10 protein-coding genes and 9 pseudogenes are annotated in these 12,534 nt (G+C 58.9%); 14 read left to right on the forward strand and 5 right to left on the reverse strand.

Annotated elements, in window-relative coordinates:
* Positions 1-147 precede the first annotated feature (147 nt).
* From B0G81_RS37595 to B0G81_RS37605, 3 pseudogenes are all read left to right on the forward strand, one after another.
* Positions 148-514 (forward strand): annotated as a pseudogene (locus B0G81_RS37595) (cytochrome P450); the annotation flags it as partial.
* Between the two features lies 1 nt (position 515).
* Positions 516-659 (forward strand): annotated as a pseudogene (locus B0G81_RS37600) (IS110 family transposase); the annotation flags it as partial.
* A gap of 467 nt (positions 660-1,126) precedes the next feature.
* Positions 1,127-1,758 (forward strand): annotated as a pseudogene (locus B0G81_RS37605) (IS5 family transposase); the annotation flags it as partial.
* Positions 1,759-1,797: 39 nt separating this feature from the next.
* Here B0G81_RS37605 and B0G81_RS45470 read toward each other — a convergent pair.
* Positions 1,798-3,035 (reverse strand): annotated as a pseudogene (locus B0G81_RS45470) (IS256 family transposase).
* Positions 3,036-3,186: 151 nt separating this feature from the next.
* Between B0G81_RS45470 and B0G81_RS37615 the strand changes: the two are divergent.
* Positions 3,187-3,295: pseudogene (locus tag B0G81_RS37615) on the forward strand (transposase); the annotation flags it as partial.
* Between the two features lie 417 nt (positions 3,296-3,712).
* On the opposite strand, the gene B0G81_RS44975 reads toward B0G81_RS37615, so the two are convergent.
* The 3 genes and pseudogenes from B0G81_RS44975 to B0G81_RS37630 form a co-directional block, all read right to left on the reverse strand.
* Complete coding sequence (locus B0G81_RS44975; RefSeq protein ID WP_243856820.1) at positions 3,713-3,991, reverse strand: hypothetical protein; 279 nt, start codon at positions 3,989-3,991, stop codon at positions 3,713-3,715.
* Positions 3,992-4,536: 545 nt separating this feature from the next.
* Positions 4,537-5,083 (reverse strand): annotated as a pseudogene (locus tag B0G81_RS37625) (nitrogen fixation protein FixA); the annotation flags it as partial.
* 15 nt (positions 5,084-5,098) lie between these two features.
* A pseudogene (locus B0G81_RS37630) lies at positions 5,099-5,549 on the reverse strand (transposase); the annotation flags it as partial.
* A gap of 501 nt (positions 5,550-6,050) precedes the next feature.
* On the opposite strand from B0G81_RS37630, the gene B0G81_RS45645 reads away from it, so the two are divergent.
* From B0G81_RS45645 to B0G81_RS37655, 6 genes and pseudogenes are all read left to right on the forward strand, one after another.
* The gene (locus tag B0G81_RS45645; protein ID WP_347877476.1) at positions 6,051-6,416 is read left to right on the forward strand and encodes a hypothetical protein; all 366 of its coding nucleotides are present in this window, start codon (positions 6,051-6,053) and stop codon (positions 6,414-6,416) included.
* Positions 6,417-6,523: 107 nt separating this feature from the next.
* Positions 6,524-6,778: pseudogene (locus B0G81_RS45650) on the forward strand (nitrogenase cofactor biosynthesis protein NifB); the annotation flags it as partial.
* A gap of 219 nt (positions 6,779-6,997) precedes the next feature.
* Complete coding sequence (locus tag B0G81_RS45655; protein WP_308705958.1) at positions 6,998-7,432, forward strand: nitrogen fixation protein NifZ; 435 nt, start codon at positions 6,998-7,000, stop codon at positions 7,430-7,432.
* 211 nt (positions 7,433-7,643) lie between these two features.
* Positions 7,644-7,862, forward strand: coding sequence for a putative nitrogen fixation protein NifT (gene nifT / locus B0G81_RS37645; protein ID WP_106285728.1), 219 nt, complete (start codon positions 7,644-7,646; stop codon positions 7,860-7,862).
* Position 7,863: 1 nt separating this feature from the next.
* Positions 7,864-8,142, forward strand: coding sequence for a hypothetical protein (locus tag B0G81_RS37650; protein WP_134143331.1), 279 nt, complete (start codon positions 7,864-7,866; stop codon positions 8,140-8,142).
* A pseudogene (locus B0G81_RS37655) lies at positions 8,132-8,564 on the forward strand (DegT/DnrJ/EryC1/StrS family aminotransferase); the annotation flags it as partial. The gene B0G81_RS37650 and the pseudogene B0G81_RS37655, both read left to right, overlap by 11 nt.
* Before the next feature lie 449 nt (positions 8,565-9,013).
* Here B0G81_RS37655 and B0G81_RS37660 read toward each other — a convergent pair.
* Complete coding sequence (locus B0G81_RS37660) at positions 9,014-10,072, reverse strand: GSU2403 family nucleotidyltransferase fold protein (protein ID WP_106285707.1); 1,059 nt, start codon at positions 10,070-10,072, stop codon at positions 9,014-9,016.
* Between the two features lie 265 nt (positions 10,073-10,337).
* On the opposite strand from B0G81_RS37660, the gene B0G81_RS37665 reads away from it, so the two are divergent.
* From B0G81_RS37665 to B0G81_RS37680, 4 genes are all read left to right on the forward strand, one after another.
* Entirely contained in the window at positions 10,338-10,622 is a 285-nt protein-coding gene (locus B0G81_RS37665) for a CopG family transcriptional regulator (protein WP_106285708.1), read from the forward strand.
* Positions 10,610-10,918, forward strand: coding sequence for a type II toxin-antitoxin system RelE/ParE family toxin (locus B0G81_RS37670; protein ID WP_106285709.1), 309 nt, complete (start codon positions 10,610-10,612; stop codon positions 10,916-10,918). Before B0G81_RS37665 ends, B0G81_RS37670 begins: the two co-directional genes overlap by 13 nt.
* A gap of 522 nt (positions 10,919-11,440) precedes the next feature.
* Complete coding sequence (locus B0G81_RS37675; protein ID WP_134143332.1) at positions 11,441-12,016, forward strand: hypothetical protein; 576 nt, start codon at positions 11,441-11,443, stop codon at positions 12,014-12,016.
* Positions 12,017-12,081: 65 nt separating this feature from the next.
* The gene (locus B0G81_RS37680) at positions 12,082-12,534 is read left to right on the forward strand and encodes a hypothetical protein (RefSeq protein ID WP_243856821.1); all 453 of its coding nucleotides are present in this window, start codon (positions 12,082-12,084) and stop codon (positions 12,532-12,534) included.

The following is a 12,534-nucleotide window of genomic DNA, read 5'->3' on the forward strand; positions in this document are numbered from 1 at the left end:
GAGCTGGTTCGCAAGCTGACGGCGCAGCATGGCATTCGAGCCCGCCACAAAGCGCAAGTAAATTGCGACGACGAACTCGAACCATCAATGGCGTGGTTCCGGCGCCGTGCTGACGCCGGCGTAATTATGCATAGAGACCGGGGCAGCTATTACGTGATCATCGCCGCAGCAGGACATGATACGGTTTCGTCGTCCATATCGGTCGCGATGTGGGCGTTGAACCGCTTCCCTGAGCTATTGCCGCGACTACAGGCGGATCGTTCGCTGATTCCGCAGTTTCGATGAAACCCTTCGCTACGCATCGCCGGTGCGTCATTTCATGCGCACAGCGACTGCCGACACCAACGTCCGGGGTCGGACAATCCGCAAGGGCGATTGGCTGATGCTCCGCTATGGCTCGGCAAATCGTGACGAGCAAGTCTCCCCTGAGCCGTTCGCATTCAATTTCGACCGCAAACCGAACCGGCATCTCGCTTTCAGCGTCGGCGCCCACGTGTGCCTGGGTCAGCATCTCCGGTACCGGCAAGCGGATGCGGCGCATCGGTATCGTCGCGCTCGCACGCCGTCTGGCGATCGCCCTGTGGCGTTATCTCGAGTACGGCGAGATCCCCGTTGGCGCGATACTCAAGCCGCGCGACGTCAACACCGTGAGGGCCTGAATGATTGAATGACGTCGGATGCAGCAACAGCATCTAAAGGTCAACGCGCCCGAAACACGCTCGGGCTACCCACTGCGGGAGGCCGTTTCCCTAGATGGGGCGCCGTCGGTAACAGGGTAGCTCCAGCGCTTCGCGCACGCGGCATGAGGTGACCGGCCTGTCAGGTCGGCACGGATAGAAGGTCGACCCGGCACTGACCGGCCAACAGATACCCTGACCTGAATGACATTGACATGCCAGGCTGCAACAAGGCTTACGCGATGAGCGTCGGTACCGTCCTTCACGCACCGGTCTTTAGCGCCAGCCTGCGTCTGGTCATGGTAAGTGATCGCGCAGGCTGGCGGTAGAGACCGAACAAGGAGGCTTACATCGCATAACAGAATGTTGATCGTGAACCGGGCTTGACTTTCAGTTCCCCATAGAAGAGCGTGTTAGGAACTTTGAGCGCGACCTGGTATCCTAGAGGAATGAAAAAGGCAGACCGCAAAGGGTATCCAACTGATGTGTCGGACGAAGAATGGAGTTTCGCGGCACCGTATCTGACGTTGATGGACGTCGAGGCGCCCCAGCGCAAATACGAGCTGCGCGACATGTTTGACGCATTGCGCTGGATGGCTCGTGCCGGCGCGCCGTGGAGGATGCTGCCCAATGATTTTCCACCGTGGGAACTGGTGTATCAGCAAACTCAACGTTGGTTGCAGGCCGGCTGCTTCGAGAGCATGGTGAGCGACCTGCGCTCGCTGATACGCCTGGCCCTAGCCGTCGGGGACAGCCCAGTGCGGTCATTCTCGATGGGCGCACGATACAGTCGACCTGCGAGAGCGGCCCGCGTGCGGGCTATGACGGTTATAAGCGCAAACGCCGCAGCAAGGTACACATTGCGGTGGACATAATGCGACAGTTGCTGGCGGTACACGTGACACCAGCCAATGAACAGGAAGGCGCGGAGGTAGCAGAGCTTGCGCGCCAGGTCCAGCACGGTAACGAGGCCGCACGGTTTAAGGTGGTCCTTAGGCGCGACAAGGGATACACCGGAGTAAAGATAGTCCAGCGCAGGCAAGCACTGGGACCGAAGACATTGAACTGGCAGGTGATCAAACGGGGGTGTCCGGAATTTTTGTGTAAACGGGTTGATGGTTTAATCCCGGCACCAGCCCGCCTCTTCGAACTGGATCGTGAAGCGGTTCAGTGCGGCCTTCCAGTCGCGGATCGGCATCGTCCACTTCTTGCTGATGTTGTTCAGGGCAGGTAAAACAGCTGGTGACGGCCTCATCGGGTCGGGAACGAAGCTGCGGGTCTTGATCACCTTGCGCAGGGCTCATGTTGATCGATTCTATGGCATTCGTGGTGTAAATCACCTTCCTGATCTCCGGTGGGTAATCGAAGAAACGGAATTCACAAACACGTGCCCAGTTGCCGTCGCCAGGCTCTGTCCGATGGACGGATAGTTACCTTGTCCCACCTGCCTCGAAGGGCGCCCAAGCATCCTGGTTCGGCCAGTTCGAGGGGTCGATGAAGTGTAAATCGTCTTCAGGTCGGCGCGACTTCCTGCTGCATTTTCCACGGCACGAAGTTCAGACTGTTGCGCACCATATGCACGATGCACAGTTGCACCGGCCGCTTTTGGGTAGACCGCTCGATGGCTTCAGGAAGCCTTTTAAGCCCGTCGACGCAGGCGATAAAGATGTCCTGCACGCCGCGGCGTCCTTCAGCTCAGTGACCACCCTGCAGCCAGAACTTGGCCCCCCCGGTCTGGGCGATCCACAGGCCCAGGACCTTCTTGTGGCCGGCCATGTTCACGCCGATGGCCCAGGTACACCGCCTTGGTCCGCACCGCGCCGCTGTCGCGCGCTTTGACGTGAATGCGTCCGAGATAGACAATCGGGATAAAGCACGTCGAGCGCACGGGCCCTGCCCAGACCTTCACCTCATCACTGACGGCGTCGGTGACCGCCGAGACCAGCGTCGGCGAGACACCTCCGTTGCCGTACATTTTCTTCCAGGTGCCCCCTGGATCTCGCGCACGCTCAGGCCACCGCGCATACAGCGAAATGATCTTTGTCATCGAAGCCCGTCAGCGCGTTCTGATGGCGCTCCACCAGCTTCGGCTCGAAACGCCCCCTGACGGTCGCGCGGGATATTGAGCGGCAACTCGCCAAACTCCCCCTGCAGCGTCTTGGCGCTATGGCCATTACGGGTGTTGCCCGTGGCATTGGTCACCGTTTCGCTTTTGCATGGCCCAGGTGTTCGGACATCTCCGTCTCTAACGCACCGCTCCACCAGCATCTTGGTAAGCTGCTTGAGCAGGCCGTTCTGCCTATCAGGTCTTTCCGGCTTCTGGTAATTCGCCAGCAGGCCTGTCTGCCAGCTTGACAGAGTTCAGCATCGGGTTTCTCTCTTTTATTGCGTTTCGCTACGGTCATTATGCTCCTTTGCTGGCAGTCTCCTGCCCAAATGACCGTTTACACAAAACTTTTTACACCCTCGATCAACTCGAGAGACGAAAAAAAGTCTTTTGTACTGCTGCCCCCGGCGATGGGTGGTCGAGTGCCAGCTTTGGCTGGCTCAACCGCTTCCGCCGTCTCGCACGTGACTATGAGCGGCTACCCGAAACTCTCGCCGGGCTTCATTTCGTCGTTCTTCCCAATGCTCATGCTCGTCCATGCCGTGCCAGTACTTCAAAGTTCCTAACACGCTCTAACGTGAAACAACCCGCGAAGTGTGATTTCGACAGGATGAACTTTGAGTCAACTCGCGGACATCAGGCATGAAGTCGCCCCTTGCAGAGACTACTGATCGCTCTGTCAATTGCCCTCACATCATATAAGGCCATGCCGAATTGATGGTGCAACTCCACACGTGTCGCTGAGGTCAATTAGCGCGCCGAACCTGAGGGCAGCCTGTCTCTGTAATGTCGACCTGACGAAGCTGCGCACGCATGGAGTGGGAGCACACCGGACGCGTGATGCGATTTGCTCCAGCGTATAACCAGCTCTTTCTACTTTACTCCCCGTACACCATTTCCGACTTTAGCTCTGCGCCAGCGGTGTTGATCAAACGGAAAAATGAAGTAGTCGCGCACGTTTGAGCGGTTCGGGCTGGTCGCGGAGGCCAACTTCCGGCATCATCCTTTTTCGGCCAGTAACTCGTGCGAAATAGTGTCCCAGATGGTCGTAAAGAACCCATAGTTTCGTGCCGAAGATGCAGTTCCCAATCGCCTTCGTCGTTGGCAACGTTACGTTCTCGCCGCCCGCAAACCCGTCTTGCGCCTGCGGCATCACCATCACTCGTGGGCGCACCGCCGCCACCTGCGGGCGGTATGCGAGCGTCATGATCGCATAGAGCAGCGAGCCGCCGAAAGGCGGCCGTGTGGCCGCAGTGCGCGCGAGGCCGGGTCAATGTTCAAACTCAGTGCAGTCCGGCGGGTGGAGGCCCCTCAAGAGCGTCGTGTTGCGACAGATCGCGGCGAGAATCCCGGCCCATTGAGGGTTGCAACCGAGCAGCAGAATCTCGGGGCGGTACTTGTTTGACCAGAGTCGCGTCAGCCACTTCGTGAACGGTTTGTGGCGATATGCCGAGCGACACAGGGTCGTGAATCACAATAACGGCTTTGTCCCGCGCCGAAACTGAACGCCTCACTGGCAAACTGCTCAAGCGTGCTCGTCGGTAACCAAGCCGAGCAACGGCCACAGCGACACGACTGCCGACTTTGGTCGGCGGGCTTTGCCGCGCCTCACCGAGCAGCTCCCCACGAACACGCTATGCACGTGGCCGTGGTCGTGCTCGAGAAAGAACCTCAGAACACCCTGGTAGGCTTTCAGATGTTCGGGCAGATCGAGGTTACGACCGCGGCCCGTTTGACCGGCGCGGACGGCTTCTATTTCAGAGGCAGCGGGCCGAGTTTCATGAGGCCCTCTTCATCCAACAGGTCCGCCTCCAATGTCGGATGGCGAGCAAATATCTTGTGCACGAGTTTCAGCGACACGTCGCGCAGACTGGACGCGTCCAATTCGAGCATCTCGGCCTTTTCGTCGCGCGGCGTCGGCGCGAACACTTTGCTGACCACGGTAGGTGAACCTTTCAGCCCGATCTTGCTCACGTCCCTCAATGCCGGCCTGCTCGCGATTCCATTTGCGCACCGGGAATCCCAGCCGCGTGGGATCATCGCGGGCAGTGTCGCGAAGCGCAGCTCGTTCGTATTCTCGAGCATCGTCACGAGACAGGGCAGTGCGGTTTTTCAATACTTGCACACCGCCTTCGGCGCGGCGCTCGACTACGATCGTGCGCGCGTCGAGGTCAGTCTCGACGATCCGGGATACATACGTGAGCAACTGGACGCCCAATCGCATCGCGATAGCGGGGCCGACCTGGGCAGTGTCGCCATCGATGGTCTGCTTGCCGGCGAAGATGATGTCCACTGCCTGTGCATTTGCAATCCCCCATGTCTGAATCAGCGTACCGACCACCGAGAAATGCCTCTCTCGACAGGAGACCCCGTTTTGTCGGACAGGCCCCATGACTTCAGTAAAGAGCGCTTCCACGACTTCATGCTCCAGCAACCGGTCGCGGTTCTTCGAGAACACCGAGTGGTCCCACGCGTCGTCCTCGATCGCCAGTCCGACGAACCAGCGGAACAGCAGGTTGTAGCGCATCTGTTCCATCACCATGCGTTCGCTACGCACGAGTAGAACACCTGCAGCAGCAACGCCCTCAGCAGCTTCTCGGGTGCAATCGAAGCCCGGCCGGTGTCGGCATAGATGACGTTAAACAGCCCGTTGAGCCGTCTCAACGCGTCATTCACCAGCAGCCGGACCGGTCGCAGCGAGTGATCCGCCGGACGAAATCCTCCAGCTTGACCGTCGTAAACAGGGGTTCCTGCATCTCATCCATTCCGCGCATTGCATCCACTGCCAAAGTTAATGAACGCGATATCCATAACGGCTGTCCCTCAAACCCCGCTTACACGGGACGTTGTGCCAAGCGAGCATCTACAGTCGGAGCACAATTTGCGGGATGTTGACCGGCACAATGTCGGGTTATGGCGGTGCATCGTCCGATTGTTCGTGTCGCGAATGTCCCGTTCCGGACAATGCGGCCGCGCTGGAGGCGGCTCGATCGGTTCCATCCGCTGGCGGACAGAATGTCGCACATGTTCGCTTGACGCACACTCGCGATAATCAGTTAAACAAAAAAATTTGGACATGAAACGTGGAGCGCGTGACTTTTGTTGTAACAGCGACGCATAGGGCGTGGTTGTCGGGCTTGGGGGCCGACGCACGACAACAGAACTTATCGGATATCGCGGGACTCGCGCATTAGCGGAGCTCGAGTGAGTGGCATGGATCTCGCTATTGCGTATTGCGCCGCCACTTTTGGTTGCAGGGAGATATCATGCAAGACTGCGCGAACGCCAGCACGCCGCCCTCGACTGCCTATATCGGCGTTCGGCAGGCACTGCCCTTGGTGTCGACCGTAGACGCATCTGTCCGGGGCGGCGGCTGTGATTCATACGGCGGCACAGGCAAATCGAGCTGCGGTCCGTCCGACGCGCCCGAGAGCATGTCGGCAGAAGTATGGGAAAAGATCAGTAATCACCCAGGTTATTCGGAAGAAGCGCATCGCGATTATGCGCGCATGCACGTAGCGGTGGCACCCGCCTGCAAAATCCAATGCAACTACTGGAGCCGCAAGTATGACTGTTCGAACGAGTCGCGGCCAGGCGTCGTGTCGGAGAAACGGGCGCCGGAGCAGCCGTGAAAAAGGTGACGACCGTCGCGGCCCGGATTCCGCAGTTGACCGTGCTCGGCATTGCGGGTCCCGGGGACTCGCTAGCCAATCCGAAGAAAACGTTCGACACGTTCCGTATGCTTCGCGAGCGCGCTCCGGACGTTAAGCTATGCCTGTCAACGAATGGTATCGCGTTGCCGGACTTTGTCGACGAGATCTGCAAAAACAGCATTGTTTGCGTGACAATCACCATCAACATGGTCGATCCCGTCGTCGGCGAAAAGATCTATCCGTGGATTTTCTGGGACCACCGACGAATCACGGGCAAGGAGGCCGCGCGCTTCCTTCACGCGCGGCACATGGAGGGGCTGGAGATACTGACTGCGCGTGGTGTACTGACGAAGATCAACTCGGTGTTGATCCCGGGCATCAACGACGAACTCCTGATCGAGGTAAATCGCGAGGTAAAGAGGCGAGGCGCGTTCCTGCACAACATCATGCCGATGATCTCAGACCCAGAGCATGGCACGTATTTCGGCCTGCACGGCCAGCGCGGCCCCACTGCGCGCGAGCTGAAGGCCGGGCATGACGCCTGCAAGGGCGGCGCGAACTTGACGCGCCATTGCCGGCAGTGCCGTGCGGATGATCGCCCGCTCCCGATCAGCAACGACGGTACGTACACCGGTAAGGCCATGGGTGAGCTGCTCTTGAGCAAAGGCGACGTGGGCTACGTCACCGGAATCGACACGTTCCTGCAGCGGTTCTACATCTATGCGGTTCACTTTGTCGAACGCGATCATTGCGTCGGCATGCGCGCGAAGGAACTATGTACGCTCGACCACCGTTCGCAAGACGTGCTCGCGCGGTTGGGTGAGCGCGCTCCATGGAGAATGCGCGTGGTGCCACTGCACGACGTTTGCAACGACGGTGGCTATCCCGGACGGGGCGAATGCGAGCGTCTTGTGAGGGCCGGCGCGCTCGGCGGGATCGCCAATGTGGGGCGTGTGATCGAGACCGGGCGAACCGGTGTACCTCGTCGAGTTTGATGGGCAGGCGTCGGCTGCACTGAGGACGAAATTGATGCTGCCGCGCTGCGACCATTGCTCGAGAAAGACGAGTTCTGCCTATGAAAGTCCATGTGTTCGTCGCTGGACGTTCGTCGCCCGGCGGGCCGGCGCCTTTTGCTCGCGCCGCTAGTTCGAAGCGATGCACGTACCTGCGGCGCAAATTTTTGCAACCAACCCAGGAGGTCTCAACGTGAAACTCATAATTCGAAAGGACAGAAAAGGCATTCTCGGCGCCTACGTGACGAAGAAGGATCTGGATGAGCCGATCGTCTGCATCGCTCAGGCGCAGACGTGGAGCGGGCTCATTATGCTCTCAATCGGCTGGCGGTTCCAGGTGCCAGAGATGGCTGCCGACACTACGCTTCCGGTCACTGTAGAAGCGTGGCGCGTGGCGGGCGGGCACGACTGACATGGCGCTCACAGCAAATCAGATTTGTGTGATAGCCCAGTTGATTCTCAACGAACCGACGCTGCTGGATGCCGCGGCAAGTTGGCGAAAGCGCTATCCCGACGTGCGTGTCATGCGGATCGGCGCGGTCGAACTGCGCAATGAAAAGCCGGTTCTCGAGTTTCGTGGCCGCCGCGTCTATCTCGCGACGTCGACAGGGTTTTGCGTGTCTGTGACGGCACAGGCAAGTGAGGCCGATATGCTCATCGTGGCCGAGGAGGAAGCCTGCGATGGCGACTGACCAAATCACACTTAGCGAGCCAGCCTGCGGGGCGCGAGAGAGCGAACTCGTCCATGCAGTACTGCAATGTTCGCCTTGGAGCGATGGACCAATGCTCGATTCGTTTGAGGCTGCCTTGCCGGCTGGAGCGACCGCGCCCACGCGGTGGCCGTGGCGACGGCACGTTCGGCACCTGGATTGTGCTGCGTGCGCTCGGCATCGGCCCGGGCGACGAAGTTATCTGCGCGTCGCACACGTGGCATCAGGTCGCGCACGCGATCACCCTAACAGACACGGCACCGGTGTTTGCCGATATTGATTACTGGAGCGGCTGCCTCGACGTGGCAAAGGTACAGCGGAAGATCGGTAAGCGCACGCGCGCAATTCTCGCTGGCAATGCCAACGGGCATTCGGCGGCCTGGGGACCGTTGCGCGAGCTTGCCGCCGCCCTCGTTGATTGCGAACATTGAGAAATAATTCGTTGCAGGCGGCTTCGAATTTCCTTCCCACATCAACAGCCCTACCGGAAGGATTACGTCAGTGTTAGGCCAGCATGGTTTCATCGGTCTGCTAAAGGGGTTCTCGATTCAAGGGATGGAACGTCAAAAGTTGCGGCGGCATTCGAGTGTAATGACAAATCGGGCGGGACCCGGGATTCACGAAACCTGCTTTTATGTCTGAGTTTCACAAGCTCGCGATTTGAATGAGGCGTGAGTCAGCGGATTTCATAGGGGCCGGCAGCGAAGCGGAAGCTGCAAAGAGGCGGATGTACAGCTGCAGCCCATCCTATTCGTCAAGACCTCGAACATCTGGCGCAAACGGGGGCGTTCATGTAGACATAAAAGAGAATCGAAGATTAATTGATTCGACATGACATGACATCGACACCGCGCTAGTCCGCGAGCGCCTCTCGCACTTCGTCGAGGGCTGCCGGATGCGCTTCAAGCAGCCTTTCGAGCGGCGCGACTGCACGCTTGACGCGACTGCGCGCACTGGCCGGGAGCGCTTCGCACGCATCTTCAATACTGCCGGGATGATGCTCACCGAGAAAGCCGATGACAACGGCAGCCTGCTGCAGATCCTTGAGAGACTTCGTGTTGTCGTTCGTGCGCAACTGGGAGACGAGCAGCTTGTGTACGGCAAACCGGTTGGCGTCTGGCACGCGTACCGGCACTGCACCGTGGCGCGAGAGCAGCACGCCGTTCTGCGAGGTTCCAAGGACGTAGGCAAGGTAGGGGAGGCCGGCGGCGTGCGCCTTAAGTTCGGGTACTGGCCGGATTGTAAAATTCTCGTCGGCCGACGGCACAAGCAGGTCAACATGAAAACGCGACGCTCCCGCCTCCTTGAAGGACGTTGCTGGCGCCGATCGGTCGAGCCCTGGCACCTCGACAAACCGGATGCCCGTCTGCTTGAGGATTTCGAGAAGTCCGCCGGCCGGAATATCGGAGAGCGCGAGCTGCTCGCGTCGCGCGATGTCGATGTCCTCGGTGTGATAGCTTGCCGCGCGGATGCCGAGCCGGTTCAGGATCACGCCGTACGCGTGGGAGCCGACCAGCGTGCCGCCCGCGGCAAACACGCCGTGGTTGAACAGTGCGCCAACGGTCGCATAGGTCTTCGCATCGGCTACGCCGAAGTTGAGCTTGGCGAGTTCGCGCACGGTCTTGATCACAGCCTTGACCTCGTCGATACGGTTCTGCACCGATTGTTTGAGCGTGTCCGCCTCTGGCGAGCCGACAGGCCCCGCGAGATACGCCTGCCGCTGCCGGCCGTCGCCATCGAGATACTGACGCGCGTAGTACTCAGCCTCGCCTTTGCGGTGCTGGACGATGGTCCCGGGTGCACCGATGAAAACCTTATCCTGTATCTGCGCGACGCGTTCGAGGTCGGCGTACATCGCATGTAGCGCAGTCTCGTGAAGGGTGTAGAGGGATCCAGTTGCAGAGATGACCATGGTTATCTCAGTAGTTTTTTATAAATTACTGAGAATAATACTCCATACCAGGCAAGCCGGTATCAGTAGTTTTTCGGAAACTACTGATACCGGCTCAGCCCGTCCGACACGACTCCTTTCAAACCGGAGCAATCTTCGGATACGGTATTTGACATAATTAGGTATGTCCCTGTTTTTGGTTCCCTGCTTGGGTTTGGACAAGGGCGTGCACTGGCAAACTTGAGAGAGTATGATGTAGCACAGATGTGACACATGAGAGGCCTCTATGTCTACCACCACGCTCCGCCTTCCGCCGGAACTCCGCGATCGGATCTCCAGACTAGCTGAAGAATCGGGGACTACAGCCCACAGCTTCATGCTGGAGGCGATTGCGGAGAGGGTCACCAGCGAAGAACTGCGTCGCGAATTTCTCACTGAGGGTAACGACCGCCTCGCAAACATGCTGGAGAACGGCCTCGGAATTGAGTGGGCCGACATGCGTGATTACATAGGCCAGCGGGCCGCAGGGCACGATCCGGGAACACCGAAGGTCAAGCGATGGCGCGAATAGTTCTGGCGCCTGAAGTTCGCGATGATTTTGAGCGGATCTTTGACTTCCTGTTTGAACACAACGCGGCGAGCGCCGCAAAACACATTGACGATATCGTTCGCGCGCTAGACATCCTTCAGACGAGTCCTCAGATTGGACGGCCTGTTAGTGGCCCCGATGCGATGCGCGAGCTGGTCATTTCGAATGGCGCGCATGGCTATCTTGCGCTGTATCGTTTTGTGGCTGAGCTGGACGTTGTGCTGGTGGTCGCTATTCGCAGCCAGAAGGAGTTGCGATATCGGCGTCACGCCAACTGAACGGCAGTGACAGCTTTGGCGCCGGCTAGATACGTTAGATGTGACTGCCCGGGTCAGCCGGTAAGGGACCGCGTCAATTTGACATAAGATAAATGATCGCATTATATTTCGTATTCCTACATATTGTAGATTGAAGTGGTGCCAGCCTCGGAGCTCCTGACAGGTAGCGCGTCTGCATGGAAGCGACTGACGCGATGGAGCGGGCAACGAAGGATCTTTTTCGTGTACGGAAGTCAAGCGGGAGTGACCTCATCGATCGCGTCGATCATGGATGTCCTGTCGCTTTCCCGGTCACGCGGCGGAAGACGCTTGACGCCAGTCGTGCGCTGCTCGTCCCCGAAGCCCGGCAGGCGCTCCCAGTCTCTGTCAAAATAGCAGCATTGGTTCCACCAGTTCCCGTGCACACCATTGCGGGTTCGTCGGGCTGCATGTTGCCGCCAACAGCGACGTACATTGCCGAAGACGGCAACCGGAATCTATCCTCCCGGCGATCGCGGGAAGAACCGTTACGGCAGGCACGACATGGCACACGAGCGTTGCGAACAATGCGGCAACCAGACGCCACCCTGGGACACCATACACTGCGGATCTGGCGATAGCCGCTATGAGTTGCTCTGCACTCTGTGCTTCAATGCCAGGATTGCCGAGTCCACTGGATTCACCGATTTCGAGAACGTCCGCCTTGACCCCATCCGGATGATCGACTGCCACGGGGAGCCGCACCAGTTCCATTTCCGGCTTCGGCTTTTGGGCAACCGGATGGCACTGGATGCGTTTGAGCTTCGGGGAGAGCTTCGCGCGGGCTACCGGTTCCAGTTGATCGGCGAAGCTGACGAAGATGTGTTCGTGTTGCTCGGGCGCCTCGTTGAGAAGGTGCGTCGCGCGCTGTCGGTCAGGCACATCGATTTGCATGAGCGCCGGATCATTGACAGTACGGTGCGCGGGCATATCGAATGGGATGAGACGCAGGCGGGGCGCTTGCCACTCGTGGTGATCGACGGCAAGGAGGTCTCATGGGAGGATCTTGGGCAAATGCTCATGAGCATGGAAGGATGGCAGTTCCGGCTCGATATCGCTGACCCGAGCGAAGAGCTTTGAGTCGCGTTGCAGACGCGGCGAAACGGGCGACAAACCCTATCCCCGGACCGGTTTGCCGACCTGCCATGTACAACCTGCTGGGTGCAGCCATGGTCGCAGTCAAGCACGATGATCTTTCTTTGGCCTTTGACTTCGTCAGCTACGCGGCGCCGACGGAGCATAACGCGTATGTCTCGCTCGATACAGGCAAGATCTATTGGACTTCTGATTCCAGCGACGCGCTCGACGAGGAGATTCCTGACGACCTTGAAACTTCCGATCGCTACCTTGCGATACCGCACAGGAACGAGCTCGATCTCGGAAGACGTCTCGCCTTGCGCTTTGTCGCACAGGAGTTGCCTGCGCGTTATGACCAGGTCGAAGGACTATTCCGGCGGCAAGGAGCTTATGCGCGTTTCAAGGATTTGCTGGACCGTGAGGGCGTTCTCGAGCGCTGGTATTCGTTTGAAACCGATGCTGTCGAAAGCGCGCTGAGGCAATGGTGTGCCGAAAACGGGCTTAAGCTTCTTGAGATGTGA

The sequence above is a fragment of the Paraburkholderia sp. BL6665CI2N2 genome (genome assembly GCF_004366535.1).
Lineage (GTDB): Bacteria > Pseudomonadota > Gammaproteobacteria > Burkholderiales > Burkholderiaceae > Paraburkholderia.

Bases quoted from the DNA above. Each gene is read 5' to 3' on its own strand.
- B0G81_RS44975 (WP_243856820.1), bottom strand. From the start codon at position 3,991: ATGACGCTCGCATACCGCCCGCAGGTGGCGGCGGTGCGCCCACGAGTG.
- B0G81_RS45645 (WP_347877476.1), top strand. From the start codon at position 6,051: ATGCAAGACTGCGCGAACGCCAGCACGCCGCCCTCGACTGCCTATATC.
- B0G81_RS37650 (WP_134143331.1), top strand. From the start codon at position 7,864: ATGGCGCTCACAGCAAATCAGATTTGTGTGATAGCCCAGTTGATTCTC.
- B0G81_RS37660 (WP_106285707.1), bottom strand. From the start codon at position 10,072: ATGGTCATCTCTGCAACTGGATCCCTCTACACCCTTCACGAGACTGCG.
- B0G81_RS37665 (WP_106285708.1), top strand. From the start codon at position 10,338: ATGTCTACCACCACGCTCCGCCTTCCGCCGGAACTCCGCGATCGGATC.
- B0G81_RS37670 (WP_106285709.1), top strand. From the start codon at position 10,610: ATGGCGCGAATAGTTCTGGCGCCTGAAGTTCGCGATGATTTTGAGCGG.
- B0G81_RS37675 (WP_134143332.1), top strand. From the start codon at position 11,441: ATGGCACACGAGCGTTGCGAACAATGCGGCAACCAGACGCCACCCTGG.
- B0G81_RS37680 (WP_243856821.1), top strand. From the start codon at position 12,082: ATGTACAACCTGCTGGGTGCAGCCATGGTCGCAGTCAAGCACGATGAT.